Annotated in this window: 18 protein-coding genes and 1 pseudogene; 13 read left to right on the top strand and 6 right to left on the bottom strand. The window is 63.9% G+C overall.

Annotated elements, in window-relative coordinates; translation table 11 throughout:
- The first annotated feature begins 21 nt into the window (after positions 1-21).
- Positions 22-708, top strand: a complete 687-nt coding sequence (locus ACLMAL_RS30290; protein ID WP_412002194.1) for a response regulator transcription factor — start codon at positions 22-24, stop codon at positions 706-708.
- Between the two features lie 10 nt (positions 709-718).
- On the opposite strand, the gene ACLMAL_RS30285 is transcribed toward ACLMAL_RS30290, so the two are convergent.
- The 5 genes from ACLMAL_RS30285 to ACLMAL_RS30265 all read right to left on the bottom strand — a co-directional run bounded on the left by ACLMAL_RS30285 (position 719) and on the right by ACLMAL_RS30265 (position 6,427).
- The gene (locus ACLMAL_RS30285; RefSeq protein ID WP_412002193.1) at positions 719-1,735 is read right to left on the bottom strand and encodes an AraC family transcriptional regulator ligand-binding domain-containing protein; all 1,017 of its coding nucleotides are present in this window, start codon (positions 1,733-1,735) and stop codon (positions 719-721) included.
- 87 nt (positions 1,736-1,822) lie between these two features.
- Positions 1,823-3,160: a cytochrome P450 gene (locus tag ACLMAL_RS30280; RefSeq protein WP_412002192.1), complete on the bottom strand. Its 1,338-nt coding sequence runs from the start codon at positions 3,158-3,160 to the stop codon at positions 1,823-1,825.
- A 182-nt stretch (positions 3,161-3,342) separates the two neighbouring features.
- Positions 3,343-4,824: an amidase gene (locus ACLMAL_RS30275; RefSeq protein ID WP_412002191.1), complete on the bottom strand. Its 1,482-nt coding sequence runs from the start codon at positions 4,822-4,824 to the stop codon at positions 3,343-3,345.
- A complete protein-coding gene (locus tag ACLMAL_RS30270; protein ID WP_412002190.1) occupies positions 4,821-5,318 on the bottom strand; it encodes a nuclear transport factor 2 family protein in 498 nt (165 codons plus the stop codon). The genes ACLMAL_RS30275 and ACLMAL_RS30270 overlap by 4 nt, the downstream gene beginning before the upstream one ends.
- The gene (locus ACLMAL_RS30265; protein WP_412002189.1) at positions 5,315-6,427 is read right to left on the bottom strand and encodes an amidohydrolase family protein; all 1,113 of its coding nucleotides are present in this window, start codon (positions 6,425-6,427) and stop codon (positions 5,315-5,317) included. The genes ACLMAL_RS30270 and ACLMAL_RS30265 overlap by 4 nt, the downstream gene beginning before the upstream one ends.
- Before the next feature lie 137 nt (positions 6,428-6,564).
- Here ACLMAL_RS30265 and ACLMAL_RS30260 point away from each other — a divergent pair, with 137 nt between their 5' ends.
- The 6 genes from ACLMAL_RS30260 to ACLMAL_RS30235 all read left to right on the top strand — a co-directional run bounded on the left by ACLMAL_RS30260 (position 6,565) and on the right by ACLMAL_RS30235 (position 15,846).
- Positions 6,565-7,203, top strand: a complete 639-nt coding sequence (locus ACLMAL_RS30260; RefSeq protein WP_412002188.1) for a TetR/AcrR family transcriptional regulator — start codon at positions 6,565-6,567, stop codon at positions 7,201-7,203.
- A gap of 358 nt (positions 7,204-7,561) precedes the next feature.
- Positions 7,562-9,622, top strand: coding sequence for a serine/threonine-protein kinase (locus ACLMAL_RS30255; protein WP_412002187.1), 2,061 nt, complete (start codon positions 7,562-7,564; stop codon positions 9,620-9,622).
- Positions 9,623-9,720: 98 nt separating this feature from the next.
- Positions 9,721-12,753, top strand: a complete 3,033-nt coding sequence (locus ACLMAL_RS30250; RefSeq protein WP_412002186.1) for an alpha-mannosidase — start codon at positions 9,721-9,723, stop codon at positions 12,751-12,753.
- A 192-nt stretch (positions 12,754-12,945) separates the two neighbouring features.
- Positions 12,946-13,362 (top strand): hypothetical protein, encoded by a 417-nt coding sequence (locus ACLMAL_RS30245; RefSeq protein ID WP_412002248.1) that lies wholly within the window; start codon positions 12,946-12,948, stop codon positions 13,360-13,362.
- 5 nt (positions 13,363-13,367) lie between these two features.
- Complete coding sequence (locus ACLMAL_RS30240) at positions 13,368-14,594, top strand: cytochrome P450 (protein ID WP_412002185.1); 1,227 nt, start codon at positions 13,368-13,370, stop codon at positions 14,592-14,594.
- Between the two features lie 238 nt (positions 14,595-14,832).
- Positions 14,833-15,846, top strand: coding sequence for a TIGR03617 family F420-dependent LLM class oxidoreductase (locus tag ACLMAL_RS30235; RefSeq protein WP_412002184.1), 1,014 nt, complete (start codon positions 14,833-14,835; stop codon positions 15,844-15,846).
- 125 nt (positions 15,847-15,971) lie between these two features.
- Here ACLMAL_RS30235 and ACLMAL_RS30230 read toward each other — a convergent pair whose 3' ends face one another.
- Positions 15,972-16,628 carry a hypothetical protein gene (locus ACLMAL_RS30230; RefSeq protein ID WP_412002183.1) on the bottom strand — a complete coding sequence of 219 codons (657 nt, stop codon included), beginning with the start codon at positions 16,626-16,628 and terminating at the stop codon, positions 15,972-15,974.
- Between the two features lie 18 nt (positions 16,629-16,646).
- Between ACLMAL_RS30230 and ACLMAL_RS30225 the strand changes: the two genes are divergently transcribed.
- The 6 genes and pseudogenes from ACLMAL_RS30225 to ACLMAL_RS30200 form a co-directional block, all read left to right on the top strand.
- Positions 16,647-16,883: a hypothetical protein gene (locus tag ACLMAL_RS30225; RefSeq protein WP_412002182.1), complete on the top strand. Its 237-nt coding sequence runs from the start codon at positions 16,647-16,649 to the stop codon at positions 16,881-16,883.
- A gap of 101 nt (positions 16,884-16,984) precedes the next feature.
- Positions 16,985-18,055 carry an acyl-CoA thioesterase gene (locus ACLMAL_RS30220; protein WP_412002181.1) on the top strand — a complete coding sequence of 357 codons (1,071 nt, stop codon included), beginning with the start codon at positions 16,985-16,987 and terminating at the stop codon, positions 18,053-18,055.
- Between the two features lie 490 nt (positions 18,056-18,545).
- Positions 18,546-19,646 (top strand): terpene synthase family protein, encoded by a 1,101-nt coding sequence (locus ACLMAL_RS30215; RefSeq protein WP_412002180.1) that lies wholly within the window; start codon positions 18,546-18,548, stop codon positions 19,644-19,646.
- 142 nt (positions 19,647-19,788) lie between these two features.
- Complete coding sequence (locus ACLMAL_RS30210; RefSeq protein ID WP_412002179.1) at positions 19,789-21,057, top strand: diguanylate cyclase domain-containing protein; 1,269 nt, start codon at positions 19,789-19,791, stop codon at positions 21,055-21,057.
- A 622-nt stretch (positions 21,058-21,679) separates the two neighbouring features.
- Positions 21,680-22,597 carry a hypothetical protein gene (locus ACLMAL_RS30205; RefSeq protein ID WP_412002178.1) on the top strand — a complete coding sequence of 306 codons (918 nt, stop codon included), beginning with the start codon at positions 21,680-21,682 and terminating at the stop codon, positions 22,595-22,597.
- A gap of 1,047 nt (positions 22,598-23,644) precedes the next feature.
- Positions 23,645-23,939, top strand: a pseudogene (locus ACLMAL_RS30200) (L-asparagine permease); the annotation flags it as partial.

Here is a 23,939-nt window from a genome sequence, read left to right as displayed (position 1 = left end):
AAAAGCGCAGGGGAACGGGTGATGCGGCTATTGCTGGTCGAGGATGACGACCACATCGGAGACACACTCATCAAGGCGCTGATGGCGCGAGGTTTCACTACCGATCGCACTCGGTGGGGTCTGGATGTACTGACCTCCCATCACCGGTATGACGCGATCGTCCTCGATCTCGCCTTGCCCGATATCCCTGGGCTGCAGGTGTTGCGGCAGCTTCGAGCGATCAGTTCGATACCTGTGGTGATCTTGGTCGGCCACGGCGACGAGCGTTCGGTCGTGCGTGCCCTGCGCGGTGGCGCCGACGACTGCATGGTGCGGCCGCCCCGGGTGGGCGAATTGATTGCGAGGTTGGAGAAGGCCGCTCGGCACATCGTCACCGACATCGGTCCGGCTTCGAACGGCGTGATTGTCACCGGGGATGTGCGGGTGGATGTGGGGGCGCGGTGTGTCGAGGTGGCGGGCGAGCCGATACCGCTGACTCGCAAGGAGTTCGAGCTTGTGCGGATCCTGGTGGAGCGGCCGGGGATGGCAGTGAGTCGGCAGCAGCTGATGGATCGGGTGTGGGGGGACGCGTTTGTCTCGGTATCGCGGTCGCTCGATGTGCACATCACCTGGCTGCGTGCCAAGCTGGATCGGCCGGGGCTGATCAGCACTATCCGCGGCCATGGGTACCGGTGGGGCGACCCGGCTCGAGTCGACGCGGCGTCCTAGGTCACGACGGTCAGGGTTGGGACCAGCGTCGGTACGCGCGACCGAGTGAGCGTGCGTCCGAATAGCCGAGTAGGTGGGCCATTTCGGTCCTGTTCGTCGTGGGCGACCATCGGGACCGATCTTCCAGCCGGCTGCGTCGGGCGCGGTCGATTTCCTGTCGCCAGGTGGTTCCTTCCTCAGCGAGCCTACGTTGCAGACTGCGCCTGCTCATGGCCATGCGGCGCGCGACTGGATCGATCGTGACCGTGCCGTCGTCCATCATGACTGCCAGCACCTGTTGCAGCCGCTCGGACCACGTGGTGATCCGAGGTTGTGCCATGGCGCCCGCACTGCGGTGGAGGATGGCGGCCAGCACTGGATCGGCGGTCAGCATCGGCAAGGCGAGGTCGGCGGTCCGAAAGGTGAGTTGGTTGGTCGGTGCGCCGAAATCGATGCGGGCTGTGCCGAACAGCTCGATGAATTGATCGTGCCGAGGTGGCGCACTTTGTCGAAATCGGACGCGCACCGGGTTCACCTGCTGGCCGGTGACACGACGTATCTTTGTCACTGTGCCCGCCAAGGCGACCTGAATGGCCAGATCTCGCCCGCGGCCTTCCCCTTGGAGCAGACTCAGGTCGACGCTCATCTGATCTTCGGACTCTCCGACGATGGTGAAGTGGTGGTTGGTCGTAGAAGTGCCGATGTACATCCCTGTCAACGCGAGTCCCTCGCCAAGCGTCGGCGCCGTGGTGAAGAGATAGTCGATCAGTCCCAACTGCCCGGGTACGTACGCGAGCGCGGCCCGCAGTGCGACATCCGGATCGTCCAGCTCGTGCTCGGCCAACTCCCACAACCGTAGGTAACGATCGCTGGGCAAGATCGCGCTCGTGCTCGACAACATCCAGCCGGGCACATCGACCTCATCGGCCAGCCGCTGCCGAACTGATTCAGCCAGGCCGGTGGTGTCGAGGACGTACTTGGGAAGAAAAATATGATCCACCGCGTCCACAGCACAGATCATGCGGCGGTCGAGGCTGTAGTTCAACATTTCCCGCCTTGCGGACGGTCACCCGCGACGTCGCCTCGGCATCAGGGCTCGCGTCAGAGGTTACCGACCGCCGGGACGACGGCATGGTCAGGATCTCCGTTTCTCGAGGGTCAGGAACAGATTGCGTGGCGTCAAGGTGGTCGCCGCGACCATCTCCAGCACTGCTCCTGGCGCTGCCACCAGCCGCCATCCGGCGGCCATCGTCGCAAGCGCGAGCGTTGCCTCCACGACCGCGAATACGTCGCCGATGCACTTGCGCGGCCCGGCACCGAAATGCACCATCGCCTCCCTCGGGATCTCGGCGATTCGTTCTCGTCCCCATCGGTCCGGATCGAACTTGCCGGGATCCTGGAACAGTCGTGGATCGCGCAGCACGATATAGGGACTGAATATCACCGAAGCACCCTTCGGGATCAGATGACCATCCAGATCCACATCTTCGATGGCAACCCGAGTCAAGATCCAGGCGGGCGGGTAATACCGCAGCGCTTCGCTGATCACTTGCGCGGTGTAGGTGAGCCGGCTCGCGTCCGCATACTCCGCGGGCCTGCCACCGAGCACCTCGTCCACCTCCGCATGTAGCCGTGCCTCGATATCCGGATGCTCGGTCAACAAGTGGAAGACGAATGCGAGTGTTGCGGCGGTGGTTTCGGTGCCGGCAACCAGGATCGAGGCGACCTGATCGTGAATCTCCTGATCCGACAGCATGTTTCCGGACTCGTCCTGTGCCTGCATCAGCATGCCGAGCAGGTCGTTGCGCGGGGTGTCGACGCTGCGATAGTCGGCGATCACTTTGTCGATCATCGGGTGCAATCGCGTGAGGATCGCCGAATATTCACGATTGCGCGGCAACGGTAGCTTGTTCAACGCGGGCAGCGGCGTCACCAGCCGCTGGTACAGCAGCTCGAACAAGCGCGGCATGCTGTGCTGCATTTCCTCGACCAGATCGTTTCCCACATCGGAGGAGATCAGCGTTTTGGCCGTTACCGCGAGTGTCAGCGCGCTCATCTCCGCGCGGACGTCGACGGTCTGACCGTTACGCCAGGCGCCGGTCCGTTCGACGATCTGCTCACGCATGATCTCCGAGTACTCCGCGATCCGCTCCCGATGGAATGCAGGTTGCATCATCAGCCGCTGCCGTCGGTGCATATCGCCCTCGGAGCTGATCAGGCCGTAGCCCAACAGATCTCGGCCCCCCTCGATCGCCGCGCCCTTGTTGAACTGACGGTGCCTTGCGACCAATACCCCACGAACCAACTCCGCGGAATTGAGCACATACGCGCTCTGTGGTCCGAGCTTGATTCGGACGATGTCACCGTGTTCGCGCAACGATTCGAAGAATTCCAATGGCTCGTTGAGCAGCCGGAGCGCGTGTCCCAGAACGGGGAGTCCACCTGGTGCGGCAGCAATCGTGGGGGCAGTCATGGAAGTCTCCCGAGGAGGTTCGGATTCGGACGACGGCCTCGGTGAATCCAAAGCCGGCCAGCTGATTCTCAGTCGCTCATGACACCTGGCGCAGCAGCTGACGGGTTCCTTAACAGTCCATTAGTACTGCCGGACTCGTGCACACGGTCGATCGCCATCGGCTGACGGCAGGGCGCATATCGTCAGAGTGCCGGTTCGTGGTGTGCCCAAGGCGATTCGGATTCGAGTTGGGTGGCCAGGGCGAGGAGGGTGGGCTCGCTGCCCAGTCCGCCGATGAACTGCACACCCAGCGGAAGCCCGTGGGGGAGGCGATAGAGGGGGACGGACATGGCCGGGCGGCCGGTGATGTTCGCCAGCTGGGTGAATGGGACCGAGGCGAGGTTGGCCAGGACGGTCTGTTTCCACTGGGTGGATTTGGTGAGCGGACCGGCGAGACCGAGCCGGAGGAATGCCGTGCCGAGAAACCGCAGCAGGGCGGGCGTGTCGAGTTGGCCGATGCGGATGGGCGGATGTCCGAGGGTTGGGGTGAGGAGTAGGTCGTAGTTCTCGTGGAACGCGGCCAAGGTTCGCGTGTAGTCGTTCCACCTGTGGTGGGCGGCTGCGTAGTCGGGCGCTTTCAGCGCGCGACCAGCGGCGGCGAGTAGGCGGGTGTCGAGTTCGAATTCGGTGGCGTGTGCGCCGGTTATGCGTTCGGCTTCGGCTGTGGTCGAGGCGATTTCGGTGTACCACATGGTGAGGAAGTCGGCGGCCATCCGCTGACCGTCGAGTTCGAATTCGACCGGTTCGACGTCGTGGCCGAGTCGGGTCAGTAATGCGACGGTGTGGTCGACGGCTGCGACGGACTCCGCGTGCACGGGTGTGTCGATCGGCGAGCGTGTCGTGTAACCGACGCGTAGTCGGGTCGGCGTCCGCCGCGCCAGCTCGCGATAGGACTCGTTCGGGCGTGCGGAGAGGTAGGGGCCGCCCGGATCGGGCCGGGTAGTCAGTATGTCGAGCATGAGCGCGGTGTCACGGACGGTGCGGGAGACCACGCCGTCGGTCGCCGCACCGTGGAGGTATTCGGCGTGGCGTGGGCCGCAGGGCACCAGGCCGCGGCCCGGTTTCAGGCCGAAAAGTCCGCAGCAGGCCGCCGGGATCCGGATCGAGCCACCGCCGTCGTTCGCCCCGGCGACCGGCACGATCCCGGCCGCGACCGCTGCCGCGGAGCCGCCCGACGATCCGCCCGGCGTGTGGTCGAGGTGCCACGGGTTGCGGGTCGGTCCGTTCACCTCGGGTTCGGTGATCCCCTTGGCCCCGAATTCCGGAGTGTTGGTCTTGCCGAAGATCACCAGTCCAGCATCGAGCCAGCGCTCGACAACCGCGCTGTGGCCAGGGGCGACCTGATTGCGCAGTGCCCGCGAGCCACCCCCGGTGGGCAGACCGGCATAGTCCTGCATCAGGTCCTTGATGAGGAACGGCACCCCCGCCAGCGGTCCGCTGAGTTCCCCGCGGCTGCGGGTGCGCGCGATGTCGTACATCGGTCGCACGATCGCGTTGATCCGCCCGTTGACCTGTTCGGCGCGTTCGATTGCTACGTCGAGAAGCTCGGTAGGCGAAACCTCACGGCGGGCGACCAGCTCCGCTAGACCTGTCGCGTCGAAGGACCGATATTCGGTGTATTTCACTGTTCCCCCACTGAATTCGAAGATGCCAGGTATTCGTCGAATCGTGCGACACGCTGGGTGTCCTCGAATATGCGCTGATAGACGATTCTTCCCCAACGGACGTGCGCCAGGATTATTGCGTGGTTCTGGTAGACAATGCGGCCGTCGGCGTCGATGGCCTCATCGGTGAACCGAGCAGTCATCAGCGTCCGCCACGGTGGTCCGGCAACGAGGACCTCGTGTAGTTCGCCGCGGATCCGCTCGGCGAGGAAGCGTTCGAAAAAGGCGCGGATCGCGGGCTTTCCGCGGTGCTGCCCCGACCACGAGTGGGTGCCGTCGAGCACGAGGGTGGCGTGGTGGGCGAAGGCGCGCAGCAGTGGCTCGGGGTTACCGGCCGTCAGCCGCCCGACGTTGTGGGCGAGGACGGTGCGCAGTGTGAAAGCGTATGCGTGTGATGCGGCCTGTGCGCCGATTGCCGAGGCGAGCAATAGATTCCACGAAGGTTGGTGCTTCATACTGCGGCCTCTGTCGAACCGGTCGGCTCGACGACGATAACGCCGCCCGAGACGACGAGGTCAGGGTACTCGAGCAATTTGAACCGCTCGAGTGCGTTGCCGTTGACCGCGATGAGATCGGCAGGCGCGCCTGCGACGAGTTGACCGAGCGGTGCGAGCCCGAGATGTTCGCCTGCTCGCGCGGTGGCCGCCGACAGCACATCTGCGGGTGTCAGGGCTCCGCGTGCGGTGTGCATCATCAGCTGCAGCTCGAAAGCGTCTATGCCCCAAGGCACGTCGGGATGGGCCAAGTCGGTGCCGTAGAGCAGCCGGACTCCTGCCTCGACGAGACGAACGGCGTTCTGGAAGACCCCCGTGGTTCGGGACTGGGTATCCAGGGTGCCGAGAACGCGTACGTCGGCGGCTGCCGCGCGGGCGATCAGGGCATCCGGAAGAAGGTCGCACGGCACGTGCGCCCACTCGTCGACTCCGGCATCGAGCGCGAGTTCGGCACCGACGGGTCCACTGAGATGGGCCGACACGATCAGGCCGTTGGCGTGAGCTTCGGCGACTATCGCGGCGACCACTTCCCTGGAGAGCAGCGGCCACGGCGGTGGGGTCGTCGTCTCGTGCGCGGTCCATGGCGCTCCTGCCGACCCGCCCGGTTCCAGCCCGATTTTGATCAAGGCAGCACCGCCGTCGACGAGCTGACCGACTGCGGCCCGTGCGGTTGCGATGTCGGGTACTTCGAGCGCTACGTCCTTGCCGAACACCGGGATCGGGTAGCCGCCGGGTGCGGTGAGGATCGGCCCGGCGGCGAGCACTCGCAGCCGACCGTCACCGCCGGATGGCCGCACGAGTGGGCCGCCGGTATCCCGGACCGTGGTGATGCCGTGCCGCAGGACGGTGTCGGGTGGAGTCCTGTCGAGCAGCACATGGGCATGTAGGTCGATGAAGCCTGGGAGCAGAGTGCCCGCAATGTCGATGGTCCGGCCCCGGCCGATGAGCTGATCGGCTGGGGCGACGGCGGTGATGCGGTCGCCCTCGATCACTACGGCGTGCCGCTCGAGGACCTGTCGCCCGTCGAAGACGAGGTCGGCGGCGATCACGTAGTCATGGTCGTTGGTCATGCGATCTGTCCGTTCGGTAGTGCTAGCGCTTGTCTTTGGCGATGGATGCCTCAGCTGAATGCGACTCCTGAGTCCTTATCTGGAGTCCGACGCTAGAGTTCAACACTAGAGTGCAACTCTAAAGCTAGAGTAAGGCTATGAGTCAGGTCAAGGGCAAGCAGGCGGCGAAGTCGCGGGAAACCCAGCGGCGGATACGCACCGCCGCGGGTGAACTGTTCGTTGAAAGGGGTTATGGCAATACCTCGCTGCAAGACATCGCCGATCACGCGGGGGTCGCGGTGCAAACGATCTACTTCACGTTTCGAAACAAGCGCAATCTGCTCAAAGAGCTGGTCGACGTTACAGTCGCGGGTGATGAGGAGTCGTTGGCGACGATGGATCGCCAGTGGTTCACCCGCGCGATGGACGCGAAAACCGCCCAGGAGCACTTGCTGGCGCACGTGGAGGGTGCCACGGCGATACTCGGCCGTGTCGCCCTGATCACCGACGTACTGCACGCCGCCGCGTCGATCGAGCCCGAACTCGATGCGTTACGACGGCAAGGCCTCGATCAGCGCTACACAGTGCAGGAAGCGTCCGCTCGGGCGCTACTCGACAAGCCGGGGGCGGTCTCCACCATGACAGCCGACCAGGCCGCCGACATCCTGTTCGCGGTGCTCAGCCCTGAGCTCTACCTGCTGTTCGTCCGTGATCGAGGCTGGTCGGCGGATCGATGGCAACGATGGGCAGGCACGACCTTGTGCGCTCAACTTGTCGAAAACCACGCAACGTCATGACCTTGCCCTATGGTTCGGATTCGCGCTGCGGTCCTTGATGGAGCGGGTAAGCCGTCTCGAGGTATCCGGTCCGCCGGAGGGCATGAAATTGGATACCCTTGAGCAGAAGTTCTGCGGAAAGGAAATAATGTGGGGCCACTACGAAACAAGGCCGCATCGACCGTAGCCGCCATGTGAACGCCTCGGGCTGATCTCCGAGCTACCGATGCACGAGCCGATCGATCTGGTCGATTCAGCGGAACGAACCCGCACAGCGCTTGCCACTGTCGTGGCAGCGTTTTCCGAGGCGTGGGCGTCCGGGTCCCCGCCCGATCTGTCGGTGTACCTACCCCGTGAACCGGCTGACCGACGTACGATATTGATCGAACTGATCAAGATCGACCTCGAATACCGCTGGCTTCGTTATCACTTTCCCAAACGACTGAGCGAATACCGTGCGGAATTTGTAGAGCTGCAAGATGGTCGGCTTCCAGCCGAGCTGGTCTACGAGGAATTCCATGCCGTGCGCCGCGGTTCGCACGCAGCAGATGTGGCTGCCACGGTCGCCGAGATTGCCGCCACGGCGGCCGGCCCCGAGCCCCCAGAGATCACGAGCGACTACCGCAGCACGATGATTGCTCGTCCAGGCGCCCAAGTTGTGCTCGACGCCATCAATGTCGGCGACCATGTCGACGATTTCGACCTCCTGATGAGGATCGGGTCCGGCGCCTTCGCCCAGGTGTATCTCGCTCGGCAACAATCAATGCAGCGACTGGTCGCGGTCAAGATTTCCCATAACCACGGCATCGAGCCGCAGACCCTTGCCCAATTGGACCACGAATACATCGTGCGCATCTTCGACCAGCGACTCATCGCCGACGGCGAGCTGAAGTTGCTCTACATGCAGTACCTACCGGGGGGAACGCTGCTCGACGTGGTGCGGTTGCTGCGCTCGACGCCTTCGGAACGCCGCAGTGGGCAACTGTTGCTCGATTCCATCGACAAGGTACTTGCCGATAGGGGCGAGGTTCGCCCCACCGAATCAGCTGTTCGAACACGGGCCGCCGCACTGACGTGGCCGGAGACTGTCGCCTGGTTGGGCCGCCGACTCGCGGACGCGCTCCAGCACGCATCCGAACGCGGTGTGTTGCATCGAGACATCAAACCCGCGAATGTGCTGCTGAGCGCCGAGGGAATTCCGAAGCTGGCCGATTTCAACGTCAGCTCGAGCAAACGCGTCCAGGGCACAAGTCCCCTGGCGTACTTCGGCGGGTCACTGGCGTACATGTCGCCCGAACAGCTTGAAGCCTGCCATCCGGACTTGCCGGTGACCGCCGCCGACCTCGACACTCGAAGCGACATCTTCGCGCTGGCTGTCATGCTGTGGGAGTTGCTCACCGGACGGCGCCCGTTCGCGGACGAAACCTCGGCCGGTGAATCGGAGACATCGCTGGCCCGCATGCTCGAACTGCGGCGCAGACCTGTTGCGTCGAGGTTCCTGTCGGCGCTTCCGCCGGATTGCCCCATGGCGCTGCGTCGAGTGCTGCTGAAGTGTCTGTCGCCCGACCGTGAAGACCGCTACTCGTGCGGTTCGGAATTGGCCCAACAGCTCGACCTGTGCCTCGAGGAGCGGGCCCGCGACCTTGTCTATCCGTCGCCGAACAGTTGGCGGGCACGACTTTCGCGATGGCCCACCCCCGTCCTGTGGATATCTTCGCTGGTCGGCGTCGGCCTAGCTACGGTCTACATGGCTGTGCACGTTCAGCAACTGATCAGAGAGCGCCTGTCCGATGCCACCAACTCGCAGCTCGACAGGGGCGTCATCGTTTTCATCCTCTGTGCGTTGCCGCTGGCCGTCCTCATCTACGCATACATGTCGCGTGATTTGCTCGCGGTTCCACGCGGCTTGCGCGCTGGCAGACGCTACGACGAGGCAATGCTCGCGCGGGTGCGGTCGCGAACACTGTTTTGGGGCGACATGTGTGCGCTGAACACCCTTCTGACCTCGGTTTGCGCAACCGTGACGGGGGTGATGTTGGTTCATTGGTATACCGACCTTCCGGTGCGTCTGCTAGTCCATGCGGCGACGACCGTTCTGGTGGCGGGCACCATCTCCGTTGCCTACACGTTCTTCCTTTCCACGTTCTATATCGTCCGCTGTGTCTATCCCATCCATCTGCGCTACGGCCGCACGACGGCGCACGACTTCGCCGTTATTCGCGCGCTGCGGCGAAGAACCACGGTCTATCTCGCGGTCACGGCGTCGGTGCCGCTGGTCGGGGTGCTGGCGGGATTCAGCGCCCTCGAACCGACGGAGCTTCCGCTCGTGCGCGATTCGGTTCTGGGGTTGTGCGCGGCCTCCGGGCTCGCGTTCGTCGCCGTTTACTGGTTGTTCAGGAAGCTGGATGCCGACCTGCGAGCGCTCGGGCGCGTGGTCTAGCAATTCAGCCGCGGCCCAGCGACCCCTGAATTCACCGCACTGTCGGAGAATAGGTGCGGTTCGTCGATCACGCCCCCGGTCCGATGGGAGCCACCGCTATGCACGATGACCGTCGATTGGTCGAGAATCGCCTCGGGCGGGTCTTGGCAGAGCGGATCACTCCGGCGATCTACCCGGAGTCGGTGCCGCTGAAGGCGTCCATCTGGGTCGCGCCGGATGAGCCGGTGCCGGTCGCCGAGGGCATCGCCGCACCCCGGACGCCTATCGAATCCGGCGCCAGGTGGGGCGCACCGTGGGGAACCAGTTGGCTCACGGTCGAGGCGACGGTGCCTGCCGCGTGGGCGGGCAAGACCGTCGAAGCGATCATCGATCTCGGTTTCGACCAGAACATGACGGGTTTCCAGTGCGAGGGCTTGGTGTATCGGCCGGACGGATCGCCGGTCAAGGGTTTGCACCCGCGTAACCAGTGGGTGCGTGTAGCGTCCCCGGCGGTCGGCGGCGAGCACGTGGTGTTGCATGTCGAGGCGGCCTCGAACCCGATCATTCCCTTCTTCTCGCCGACCACGCTCGGCGACAAGTCCACCGCCGGTGACGAGCCGCAGTACCGGCTGGGTCGGCTGGACCTCGCGGTCTTCGACAAAGAGGTCTGGCTGCTGGTGCAGGATCTGGAGGTGCTCGGCGAGCTGATGCACGAGATGCCCGAGGATCCCGCCCGCCGCTACGACATCGTGCGGGCGATCGAGCGCGCGCTCGACGCCGTCGATCTGCAGAGCGTGAACGTCACCGCCGCGGCGGCGCGCGCGTGCTTGGTCGACGTGCTGGCCGAGCCGGCGGTGGCGTCCGCGCACAAGATCTCGGCGGTCGGGCACGCGCACATCGACTCGGCGTGGCTGTGGCCGCTGCGCGAGACGGTACGCAAGGTGGCGCGCACCACCGCGAACATGACCGCGTTGCTGGCCGATGAGCCCGAGTTCGTCTATGCGATGTCCCAAGCCGCGCAATACGACTTCATCAAGCGGCACCGTCCCGAGGTCTACGAGAAGGTTGAGCAGGCCGTGTCGGAGGGCCGGTTCGTGCCGACCGGCGGGATGTGGGTCGAGTCGGACACGAATATGCCGGGCTCCGAAGCGATGGCGCGGCAGTTCGTGCACGGCAAGCGGTTCTTCCTCGAAGAGTTCGGTATCGAGAACCAGGAGGTATGGCTGCCCGACACGTTCGGATTCGCTGCCGGGCTGCCACAAATCATCAAGGCCGCCGGGTCCAAATGGTTACTGACACAAAAGATCTCCTGGAGCCAGCTCAACCAGTTTCCACACCACACCTTCCTGTGGGAGGGCATCGACGGAACCCGGATCTTCACCCATTTTCCGCCGGTCGACACCTACAACTGCTCGATGCACGGCCGCGAGATCGCGCACGCCGCAAGGAATTTCAAGGACAAGGGCCGCGCGTCGATGTCACTGGCACCGACCGGCTGGGGCGACGGCGGTGGCGGGACGACGCGGGAGATGGTCGCCAAGGCCGCCAGGATGAAGAACCTCGAGGGCTCGCCGAAGGTGGTGTGGGACTCCCCGGCCGACTTCTTCGCCAAGGCCGAGGCCGAGTATCAGAACCCGCCGGTATGGGTGGGGGAGTTGTACCTGGAGTTGCACCGCGCCACGCTGACCAGTCAAGCCAAGACGAAGCAGGGTAACCGGCGCAGCGAGCACTTGCTGCGGGAAGCCGAGCTGTGGGCCGCCACAGCGGCGGTGCGGAAGAACTGGGAGTACCCCTATACGGCACTGGACCGGATCTGGAAGACGGTGCTGCTGTACCAGTTTCATGACATCCTGCCGGGCTCGTCGATCGCCTGGGTACACCGGGAGGCGAAGCAGACGTACGCGGCGGTGGCCGAGGAGCTGACGACGATCATCGAACGGGCCCAATGGGTGCTCGGCGGTGAGCGGGTGGGACCGAATACCTTCAATCCGGCACCACACACGTGGCGATCGGTCCCGGCCGGTGCGGCGGCTGCTGCGGCGGCGGGTAACCCGTGCTCGGTGGCCGAGCGCGTGGATGGCGGATTCGTCCTCGACAACAGTCTGTTGCGGGTCGAAGTGGACGCCCACGGCCTCGTCGTGTCGGTGTTCGACCTCGAGCAGCAGCGTGAGACGCTGCCGCCGGGTTCGGCCGCGAACCTGCTGCAGCTGCACCCGGACTACCCGAACGCATGGGACGCTTGGGATGTCGAGCTCTTCTACCGAAACCGGGTCACCAACCTCACCGAAGCGGACTTCGTTGCGGTAGATACGGATTCGCCAGCCACCGCGGTGGTGCGGGTGGGCCGCTCGTTCGGGTCTTCCAAGGTCGAGCAGACCTTGGCGCTGCGCGCGGGCGCACGAGGCCTCGACATCGACACCAGCGTCGAGTGGTACGAGACGGAGAAGTTCCTCAAACTGGCTTTCCCCCTGGACATCCACGCCGACCGCTACGCCTCCGAGACCCAGTTCGGGCATCTGTTCCGGCCTACCCATACCAACACCAGCTGGGAGTATGCGAAGTTCGAAGCCTGCAACCATCGGTTCGTCCACTTCGCCGAGCCGGGCTGGGGTGTGGCGCTGGTCAACGACTCCACCTACGGACACGACGTCACACGCACGGTCCGAGCCGATGGCGGGACGACGACGACACTGCGCGTTTCGCTGTTGCGGGCGCCACGATTTCCCGATCCGGAGACCGACCACGGTGCACACTACTTCCGGCACTCGTTGGTCCCTGGCGCCTCGATCGGGGACGCGGTGTGTGAGGGCTACCGCGTCAACCTCACGCCATTGCGGCCGGGTGTCGCCGAAGCCGTCGAGCCGCTGTTCACCATCGACAACGACGCCGTGGTGACCAGCGCGGTCAAACTCGCCGACGACGGTAGCGGCGATGTCGTGCTCCGCGTCTATGAGGCGCGCGGCGGCCGCGCCTCGGCGCTGGTGGCCGCCGGTTTCGGGATCGCCGGGTTCCAGGTCTGCGACTTGCTGGAGCGGCCGCTAGCGGGGGACACCCCCGCGATCCCGGAGGGCGCGGGAGTTCGCTTGCGGCTGCGGCCTTTCCAGCTCGTCACGCTCCGGTTCGCTCGTTCCGCTGGATCCATCGCAGGGTGAACAGCCCTCCGATTCGGCGGCGGCTGAGCAGACTGCCGCGCAGCACATCTCCGCTCTTCCTCGCAAGTGATTCCATTGTGGTGGCTGGTTGGTTGCTGTCTATCGTGCGGGCGCTGATGTTCGGCGGTACACTGCCGCTGGGCAGCGGGCAGGCCGGATGCGTTATGGATTGATGAGGGAACGGAATTGGTTATAGGCACGGACACGGCTTGGGTGCTGTTGTCTTCCGGGCTCATCTTCCTATGGGCACTTGTACTCGGCGTATGGAAATGGCAGGCGATGACCACCTCGCCGGACGGATTGGCGCATCCGTATGTCGACATCGCTCACCGAGCCGCATTGCTGTATTCGTTCGCAACCGCGTTGATCGCGGCATTCGTCGAACTGTCCGGCTGGCCGACCGCGGTGAATTCCGCAGCGGCCGGGACGATCGTCGTGCTGTTCGTGGTGACGATCGCGAACTACGTTCGGCTCGGATTGGCGCGCGAAACCGATAATCAAATGCGCAATCCACCATCCGCGATGCGTTTCGTCCTGGCCACCCTGATCATCGGCCAGATCGGCGGCTTCAGCGTGCTGCTCGCCGGCTTCGCCAGGGCGCAACTGTAGCGGGCATGCACGACCACACTCAATACAGCTCGCCAATCGGCACCGGTGAGCCGCGGATTTCGATGTATGCACCGGAGTTCGCGGCGGATCCGCATTCCGCCTACGCGGTAATGCGGGAGCGGTATGGAGCATTGGTGCCGGTGGAATTGGCTCCGGGGGTGCCTGCCACGTTGGTGATCGGGTATTACACTGCCGTCCGAATCCTCAATGATCCCGACCATTTTCCGGCCGATTCGCGTGCCTGGCAGGAGAATGTGCCCGCCGACTGTCCGGTGTTGCCGATGCTGGAGTGGCGGCCGAATGCGTTGCGCACTGCGGGGCTCGAGCACGCGCGGTATCGGCAGGCGAATATTACGGGGCTCGGCAAGGTAGATCAGTACGGGCTGCACGACACCGTGGAGCGGATCGCGCTGCCGCTGATCAATTCGTTCTGTACGGATGGTTCGGCGGATCTGGTGTGGCAGTACGCGTTTCCGCTTGCCTTCGCAGTGCTGAACGCGCTGCTCGGCTGTTCGGCCGAGATCGCGGAGCAGGCCGCGACGGGGATGGCCGCGATCTTCGATGGCGTCGACGCCGAACGCGGAAATACGATGCTGCTCGACGCGATGCTGAGGTTGGTCCTGCTCAAGCGGGCCGAACCCGGCGACGACATCACCACCCGATTGTTGGAGCACCCGTGCGGCCTCGACGATACGGAAATGGTGCATCAGGTGGCCACGCTGTACGGCGGCGGCATTGAGCCGCAGCAGAATTTGATCATCAACGCGCTGCTGCTGATTCTCACCGACGAGCGGTTTGCCGGCGAAGTGCTGGGCGGGAGCCTGTCGACCCGCGACGCGCTCGACGAGGTGTTGTTCAATGATCCGCCGCTGGCGAATTTCTGCGTCAGTTTTCCGCGACAGCCGATTCTGATCGACGGCGTGTGGTTGCCCGCGCACCAACCGGTGGTCATCAGCATGGCCGCGTGCAATAACGATCGGCAGATCATCGGAAATCACCATGCGGGTAACAGATCTCATCTTGCATGGGGCGCGGGGGCGCACGCCTGCCCCGCGAGTTCGATGGCCTACTTGATCGCTCAGGCCGCAATCGACCAACTGCTGGACGCGCTACCCGAGCTACGCCTGGCGGTGGCACCGGGTGAATTGGCCTGGCGGCCAGGACCATTCCATCGAGCATTGACCGCACTGCCGGTTGTCTTTCCGAAATCGCCACCACTGCCGCAGCGCTGACTCGCCTCGGGTGCTGTCCGAGCCTGGATCTATTGTGGTCCACGGTCGATCCACAGAGCTGGCCGCTCGCTCTGCGCCTCCAAAGAATCGCATCACTCGGTCCTAGAGGGGAGTGCAGTGCCGGATTTTCGGGCGTTGCTCCGCAGGTGTAGACGATACGGTGATGTCGTGTTGTTTCACGACATCACCGAGCAGCAGTGGGCGAACGGTTAATGATCGCGATGGGATTCGTATTACTTTGAAAATCGACACAACTCTGACCGGCGGACTCAGCACGATGGGCACGGACGCCGCCGCCGCGGAGGCAGCAGGATATGCCGGAATTTGGACGTTCGAAGGTGCGCACGACCCGTTCCTGCCGCTATTGCTTGCCGCCGAACACACCGATCGGATCGAACTGGGCACCTCGATCGCGGTGGCGTTTGCCCGTAATCCGCTGTTGCTGGCCACCATCGCATGGGATCTGCAGGCGTTCTCCCGAGGCCGGTTCGTGCTCGGCCTCGGCAGCCAGATCCGAGCTCATATCACCCGCCGCTACTCGATGCCGTGGAGTCAGCCGGCCAACCGCATGCGCGACATGGTGCTGGCCGTGCGGGCCATCTGGGACAGCTGGCAGCAGGGCGGTCGACTCGACTATCGCGGTGAGTTCTATCAGCACACGCTGATGCCGCCGCTGTTCATGCCGGCTCCTGCTGAGGTCGAAGGTTTTGGTCCACCGCCCATCTACCTCGCGGGCGTGGGACCGCAGATGACGACGGTCGCTGGAGAGGTGGCCGACGGATTCATGTCGCATCCGTTCTGCACGCCGAAATTCCTGCGCGAAGTAACTCTTCCCGCTTTGGAACAAGGAGCACAGCGCGCACGGAAATCGTTGGACGACATCGTGATTCATCATTCCGCGATGATCGCGATAGGTAGGTCCGATAGTGAGCGGGCCGCGGCCAGGCAGGCGATCCGAAAGCAGCTGGCCTTTTACGGATCGACACCGGCGTACTGGCCGATTCTCGAACTCCACGACCGCGCGGAGCTGGGCCCCCGCCTGAAGGACATGTCCAAAAAAGGGGAATGGGATCGGATGGCCGACCTGGTCGACGACCCATTCCTCGACGCTGTGGCACTCACTGTCACCGACCCCGCCCGAGCCGCGGCGCAGCTACATGAGCGGTACGACGGGATTGTCGAGCGGCTCGGATTCAGTACGCCCTACCAAGCCGACCCGGTATTGCTGGCGGAATTGCTGCGGGAGTTGTAGGTGTTTCGCGGTGCTCGGGCCGGCCCGCCCGCCGGCGATAGTGGTACGGAAAGCGCTCCAGCAGAACGTCTTCGAGCATGACATCGCCCGCAGGCATGCATTGCACCGGGCATCGGCGGCGGTGGTCAGGAGTTCGTGTCGGCCGGTGCCGCCACGGCTATTTCGCCACCCAGCTCGTAGCCGCCACCCAGCTGCAGCCGGTCTCCGCTCCAGAATCGTCCCGGGTCATACCAATTGGGGCTGCGGTGCTGCGGCAGCAGTCCCATCGCCTGGTATGTCGCGGCCACGATCTCCGCGCAGTACGCGTTCTCCAATTTTTGGGCCGTTACCTGGCGCGGCTTGCGGCGCGGGAGGCGCGCCCGGCCGCGTAGCCAGCGCCCGGCGAGACCGGCGGTGGATGGGAACGGGGTTCCGTCGAGTCGGGCGATGGTGCGCAGCAGGCTGTCTTCCATCTCTCGGGTGACCGGACGGTTCAACTGGCGTAGCCACGCCTGCTGACCGTAACGGTGCGCCCACACGAGCACTGCATCGCGCAGATTGTGTAGCTGGACGCCACGGTGCGCGACTCCCGACCACATGTCGGGCAGCGATCGGCCGAGCTCCGCATGCCAGATCAGCGCGGGCAGATCGTCGATCACCACGGACATGCCGACATGGTTCACCGGACTGTTCGTCGTCATCCGGATCGCCCGGTCGGCTGCCGAATGCCCACGGAACAGCCAGATGTCGCCAGTTCTGGTGAGCTCGAGCGCTCGGTCGAGACTGATGCCCGTACCCGTCATGGCCGTAGCCTATGCGGTATGAGGTGGTGGAAGGCAGTGGGATTGGCGGGTGCGGCCGGTGTGGTCGCCACCGGTGTGGTGATTGTGCGTGCCGAACGCCGGCGCCGTGCCTACACCCCGGACCAGGTCCGCGAACAGCTGCACGTGCGATTCGCCCAGGCGACGTCGGCCCAGGCGGCCGTCGAAACCGCCACTTCGGCACCGCGGGACGCCTTCGGCATCCGCGGGCGCATCCGACGGTTGTTCGGGCGCTGACCACAGTCGGGCAGCGCCGGGGCCGCGATGGTCGGCGGCCTGCTACTCGCCCGTAGCGTCGTGGGTGCCTATTGTCCTCGGATGACAACGGAGTCGGAACCGTGAATCCGCATACCCGAATAGATCGGCTGGCTGTGAGCGCCACTACCTTCGATTCCGTCCCGAGTCAGGCAGCGTCCGGCAGACGCTCCGAGGCGATCCACCGTTTTCTCGTCAAACCCGTCGACGCCGGAATCGGGGGATCGGTCGACGGCGGCAAGCTGCTCGAATGGATCGACAAGGTCGCCTACGCGGCGGCGGCCCAGTGGAGCGGGTGCTACTGCGTGACCGCCTACGTCGGGAACATCCACCTCGACCGGCCGATCGCGGTCGGTGAGCTGATCGAGTTGCATGCGAACCTCGTCCATACCGGTCGCACGAGCATGCATATCCTCGTCAGCGTCTATTCGACCGATCCGACCCGGAAGCGGCCGGTGCAAACGGCGCAGTGCCTGACGATCTTCGTCGCAATCGACGACAACCGACAGTCCGTGGCAGTACCGCAATGGGATCCGACCACAATTCTCGAGCTACAGCGACATCGGCAGGCGCGGGCCAGGATTTCGGTGCGGAAGCGGATCGAGGAGGCCATGGCTGCCCAGCACTACACTGCTGAGGGCACCGCGCCGAGCGCCACACTGCGGTTCCTGGCGGCCCCTTCGGATATCAATTGGGGCGGCAAGGTGCACGGTGGCCGCACGATGGGGTGGATCGACGAGGCGGCCTACGTCTGCGGAGCCGATTGGGCCGGGCAGCATGTGATTACGTCCTACTTCGGCGGGATCCGCTTCTATCAGCCGATCGTCATCGGCCACATCGTCGAGGTCACCGCCCGGCTGATCCATACCGGGCCACGCAGCATGCACGTCAGTGTGCACGTGACATCGACGGACACCCACTCCGATAGACCCGTGCTCGCGGCGCATGGCCTCGCTGTGGTGGTCGCGGTCGATGGCAGCGGAAAAGCGCGGCCGGTCCGGCAATGGGCGCCGGTTTCCGAAGAGGATCGGTCGCTCGAAGCGCATGCCCGACACCTCGTCGACCTGCGTGCCCAGGTTGAGCCGTTCACCTCGGCGAGCGATATGCCGGCCGATGCCGAACCCAGCCACTTCCGCGCTCCTATCCCGGGCTGACTCGTGTCGGGCCGGACTGCGTATCGGTGACCGAACCGCCCGAGTTTCAGACGAATCACCAACGGCCCGACACCTGGGTGATGCCAGACCGCTGTGCTGGATGGACAGCCGTCGCCGAAACATCCGTGTGGGAACAATCAGAAGGGCGACCGATGCCCGACCGAAACACCCGGTAGGACGCGAGGCGAGGAAGTCCGAAGCCGCTGCAACTACACCACCCATCATTTCGTAACGCCGCCCGTTGGCGGCTGGCGGTTCTTGCCAGGCTTGGGCGCTGATGCCGCAATCATGGCTGGTGCGGCTGACCGAGATACGAGGATGCGGTGGTGGTGCGCCGTAGTAGCTGAGCGGTGCGGGCACAGCCGAGCTATCTGGATCGCGATCGTTTACCATTCGGGGACCGAACCACGGCCGGTGGTCGATTCGGCCCGGCGCGCTGTTGATATCGCTGTTGAGTTGTGGCGGAGTGTGGTCGGGGAGGGAGTTTGTGGTGGGCGAGTACACGCTGGTGGTCGAGAAGCGGCTCGCCACGATGCGGGCCGAGTATGTGACGTTGCTTCGGGCCCGGCCGGTCTGGTCGCTGCGGGAGTTGTTCAGCGCGTCCGACTGTGACATCGTCGAATTCTGCCGGGGTTTCGCGCCGAATCCGTTCGGAGAGAGCGCCTGCGCGGATGTGGAAGAGTTCTGCACCCGGCGCGGTATCTGGCTGGAGGTCGGGGGCGCGCACTACAACAGCATGACGCCCTATCTGCATCCGCACGCCGTCACCGCCGAGCGGATGACGATCATCGGGATCTACAACGCAATCTTGTTCTGGCTCAACGATACTGTCGGCCGGGAGAAGTTTGCCCACCTGACCGACGCCGAACAGCGACAGGCTCGTGTGACGGTGGAACGGCTGTGCGACTTGATCGAGACACGGCGTGCCGCAGCGGATCCGAGTGCGGTGGAGGCGGCGACCGCCGAATTCCTGGCGTTGGCCGACCGGCAGGCCGACCCGGACTGGCTGGCTCGGTTTCTGGATTCCACTGTCGATCATCTGCGACCAGCGATCCGGGATCAAAACGCCCGTGCGCGCGGTGACCTGCTGACGGTCGTCGACTACATCGAATTGCGTGCGCATGTGTCGGGTATGTACCCGGCGATCGCGCTGTGCGAATTCGGCCGCGACGAGTATCTGCGTTGGGAGCGGGTGCGTGCCGCCGGACTCGAGGTCGACCTGCGGCGGTTGCAGCGGTTGACCGTGGAGATCGGGGCGCTGATGAACGACGTGTTCTCCTTCGAGAAGGAATGCATCTGGGACCGCGCCGATTTCAATCTGATCCCGGTGTGTCTGTTGAATACGCCCGGAGTCGGCCTGTCCGACGCCGTGCACGCCGCCGCGCAGATCGTGCGCGACCGGATAACCGAGTTCCGCCTGGTCCGCGCCCGGATCGACCGGGTGTGCGCCGATACCGACCCGACCGTCGCCGAGCCGGTGTCGGCGCACGTGCGGGATCTGCTCGGGTGCGTGCAGGCCACCTGGGTATGGCAGCTCGCCACCATGCGATACAAGGGCGAATCGGTCTTCGCCGAGAACCGGCTCGCATGATTGTTACCGTGCTCGGAACTTTCACGCGATACTGTGTCGAATCGGGCTATCGTCGGGTGAACGGACCACCGTTTGCCGCGAGGGGTGGTCGAATGGTGCGACGTATCGAAGGGTTGGGGTGGACGACAGCAAGAGTGCGGTAATGGCTCGAACCTGGTGGCAAGCGCTTGCCAAGGCAAGCGACATGCCTGCATTGGACGGCCGAGGACTTCAATTGTTGGCCGGCATGATCGACGATCTCGCGACCGCGGTGGATGTCGATCCCTTCGACGTGACTGTGGGCGCCCGGGTCGGGGCGGCGCTGGCAACCGCGCAATTGGACGACCAGCAGGTGCCCGCCGTATCGGCGGAGGTTTTGTACCAGCTGGCCGACCGCAGTGCCCGACCCGACGCCGGACAGCGACTCGTCGGGCTGTTGGTCGCGCTGGGTCAGGGCCACCAGCAGGAGCTGGACCGGGCGCGCGATGTCGCGAGTTCGCCGCTCGAGCGGGGGCTCGATAGACCCGACCGTGACGAACGGGATGCTCGGTTTCGTATCCTGTTCGAGAACACGACCATCGCCATCGCCATCGGTGACACCGACGGAAAGCTGCTGGAAGCCAACCGGGGACTGGCCGACATGATCGGCGTCCCGGTGGACGCGCTACGCGGGATCTCGGTCTACGACTTCGCCCATCCCGATGACCAGTCCGATATTCGGACGCTGCTGTACGAAAAGCTGGTGCCGGCGGGGGAGGGCACCGTTTCGCTGGACCGGCGCTTGGTGCGCGCCGACGGCAGCGTGGGGTGGATGTCGTTCGCCATCTCGTATGTGAAGGGCAACGGCGGCCAGCCCGACTATCTGCTGGCCATCGGAGCCGACGTTACCGAGCAGCATCGGCTCGAGGACGAACTACGTAGGCAGGCCAGGCACGATCCGCTGACCGGCCTACCGAACCGGCGTTACCTACTCGAACGCATCGATGAACTCATCACGACCGCATCCGACGGCGATCGGGCCGGATTGTGCTTCGCCGATCTGGACCACTTCAAAAATGTCAACGACCGCTTCGGACATGGCACGGGGGACAAGGTCCTCGTGGCCGTGGCGGGCCGCCTGAACGACGGGCTCAGTGAACACGACTGCCTGGTCTCCCGACTGGGTGGCGACGAATTCGTCGTCTTGGTCCCGCCGCCTGCCACCGCCGCCCAGATCACGGTGATCTCAGAAAAACTCTTGTCGGTGTTCTCCGACCCGATCACCGTCGATGGCCAACAGTTGCAGGTGGCAGCCAGCATCGGGGCGGTGGTGACACCGATCGTCGGCGCCAATGCCGAATCCCTCCTCGACGCTGCCGACGCCAGCCTGTATTACGCCAAGACCAGCGGAAAAGGGCACTGGGTGTTGCACACCCTGCAAGCTTTGACCTGAGCGCCGGCATCTCCTACCGCAGACGCGCGGTCGGCGAGCGCGGGAACTCGCTGTTGAAGGCCAGGTGCACAGCGCTGCGGCGAATCAGCCTGTTCCCCTAACAGATCGGCGCTCAGCACTCGTCCTGCTCCACGTCGAGCATGGCCGCACCACCGCACCGCAACGACGCCGCTACCCGGAAGGGCTCAGTGCCCGAGGTCGGCACGACACTGCGTCGGCGATTCTCGATCTGCCGAAAACCGTTCGAAGCAAGGGTAATTCGGCAAACTCGTCAATATTTGGTCAATCGACCTGAATGCTTCAGGCGCCCGAGAATGCTGTGTCCTGGGTCTCCTTGGGATTCAAATCACGTTGACCCGAAGTGTATTCGGTCATAACCTCGATAACTGTCGATGGTCGACGAAGATCATCCGGCTGTTTATCCGAAGGGTTCGTGCTGGTTCATTGAGGAGCGCAACTCGCTCCATCCAACTCGCTCCACCCAATTCGCTACAAGCGAAAACGAAAGATCCAAAAGGTCGAAATCCAAATAATGGCAAATTCAACTTCAGAACAATTCAAATACGTTGAGCCGCAGGGGTCCGGGCCTCGATCCGGTTGGCGATGTTGGTGTATCGCGGCGTTGAGCCTGCTCACCCTCGCGTTCCTTTTTCAGCCTTGGCTCTCGGCGACGGGGCCGGCGGGGGACCTGCACGCCAACGCCTTCGGCCGGATCGACGGCTCCGTACCCGAGCTCAATACTCTCGGATACGCGCCCGCCAACCATATTTCCATAAGCGGTACCTGGGGCATGCTGGCCGCAATCACCGCAGTGATCACCTTATTCGCCGCGATGCTGTACCTGGTCGTGCGTATCGAGGCGTTGTCGTGCCTCATGGCCGGCGCCAGCGTGGCCACAGCGCTGTTCGTTCTGGCGGCGGTGCTGTATCTCAACGGCCAAGCGCCGGCGCTGCGTGACATGACCAAACACAGCGACGCGATGGGCACCGGACTCGGCAGCATTCTGCGGAATTTCTTCGGTGGCGGAGAGGGATCGAACCCCGAGGCGGCACAACAGGTCGCCAGCGCCGCGATGAAGACTCCTGCATTGATCTGTGGTCTCGCCGCGGCCGCCGCGGCCACTCTCGCCATCGTCGAGTTGCGGAATCGAATCCGCATCACTGTGGGGAATGACCCGAATGCCGATTCCTCATACCTGCTGACGCCGTCATCCCGAGAAGAGTTCGGTGAGCCTGGTTTCACCGAAGAGCACGGGCCGGAGAACTCCATCGATCCTCGCGTCGCTGTATCGCTCGACCTGCTCGAGTCGGCCGGCTACACCGTGTCCGACGGGTTGGGCACCGCCGCGCGGGCAGCTGCGAACCCACTGCCGATCAAGATTGTCGTGACCGGCCACCATGATCGTGAAATGGTGCTTCACCCGCAGTGGGTGGGAGAGCTCGAACCGCGTGGTGGTGTGAATTACGAAGGTATTCAAGGACTTCGTTTTCGACGTAGGGGAGTCGAGTTGGTGTTGGCGAACGTGAACGACGTGAGCTGACCAGACAATTTGTGAGTTGTGTTGACGGCGTCGGACGCCACTGCGGACGTATTGCGGACGCAGGTCCGGCGCCGTCAAGTGTTTTGGCTGTCCTTTGGACGAAGTAGACCGGATCCGACCAGCCTCTACTCCACCTCGGTCAGTGTCATCCGACCTGTAAATTGAAGCATTGCAGGATGTTTCGAGTCTTCCGTGTTGGCGGGAGGGTCTTTCTGTTCGAGGATCAGTGCAACCGCCGTATCGGCTGTCGGCTACTTCGCGATTCGTCAGCGAATTCGCACACCCGCGGTGATGTCTCGCGCCGGCCGATCAGGAGGCTCTGAATAGTGTTCTTGCTGAACGGAGTGGGCTGGCTGTGTAGCGCGACAAATCTCCGCCACAGTCAGATTCTGACAACCTCGGCGACGACAGCTGAAGCCAGGCGTCGAGAACGCTTTTCATCATCGACGCTGTGATCAGTGGGTGAGTTCGCGTGGACTCGGATTGATGCTTATGGGGGCGGCACCGGGTTCCGCGCGGGAGGAGACATGAATTCAGCGCTCCTGCAACTGATTACACTGTGAAAGGCGCTCCAAAGGTCAGTCGACCGCAATGGTCTGGCTACCTAGTATTCAATGTGCTCGAACACGCCCATGCCCACGGGCTGGTCGATGAGGCGGTGGCCGATCGTCGCCAGAGGATCGGTCGATTCGATCGCGGGCGAGCAGTCGCGGTGGGTTCGGCCTCTATCGCTGTGTGTGGGGTGTTCCTATGGTTTTCGTCAACAGCGCCTGATGGATCCTCGGTCCGTCGCAGCCTATTCGTGGGTGGCGAATTAAAACATCCCGGTTGGTTTGCAATTCGGGTCCGCGAGTCCGTTTTGCGACCGAAATGATGGGATCAATTCAATATGACGTGGCAACTAATTGCATGGCCGGATTGGGGCAGTCGAATCGGCCCGTTCCTATTGATCGTGCCGTTGTGCAGCGGTACATTACCTCCACTGTGCCGTTACTTGGTGGCACGTTAATCGGCGACACAATCGTCGTAATGTGAGGGGTTTTGGCCATGACCACAGTTCGACCTCCCTCGGAGGTGTCGGGGCCCGTAAATACGCTGCACGACGAGGACGCTGGCTATCACAAGTCGCTTCGTCCCCGTCAGGTACAAATGATCGCGATCGGTGGCGCCATCGGCACCGGCCTATTCCTGGGTTCAGGCGGCAGACTGGCCAACGCAGGGCCCGGGCTGTTTCTGGTGTACGCCGTCTGTGGCGTGTTCGTGTTCTTCATCCTGCGCGCGCTCGGTGAGTTGGTGCTGCATCGCCCCTCCTCGGGGTCGTTCGTCTCCTACGCCCGTGAGT

It is taken from the genome of Nocardia sp. CWNU-33 (assembly GCF_046764895.1).
In the GTDB taxonomy this organism is placed as follows: Bacteria; Actinomycetota; Actinomycetes; order Mycobacteriales; family Mycobacteriaceae; genus Nocardia.
The sequence above is the reverse complement of the archived record's forward strand: the minus strand, read 5'-3'. Positions and strand labels throughout refer to the sequence as shown.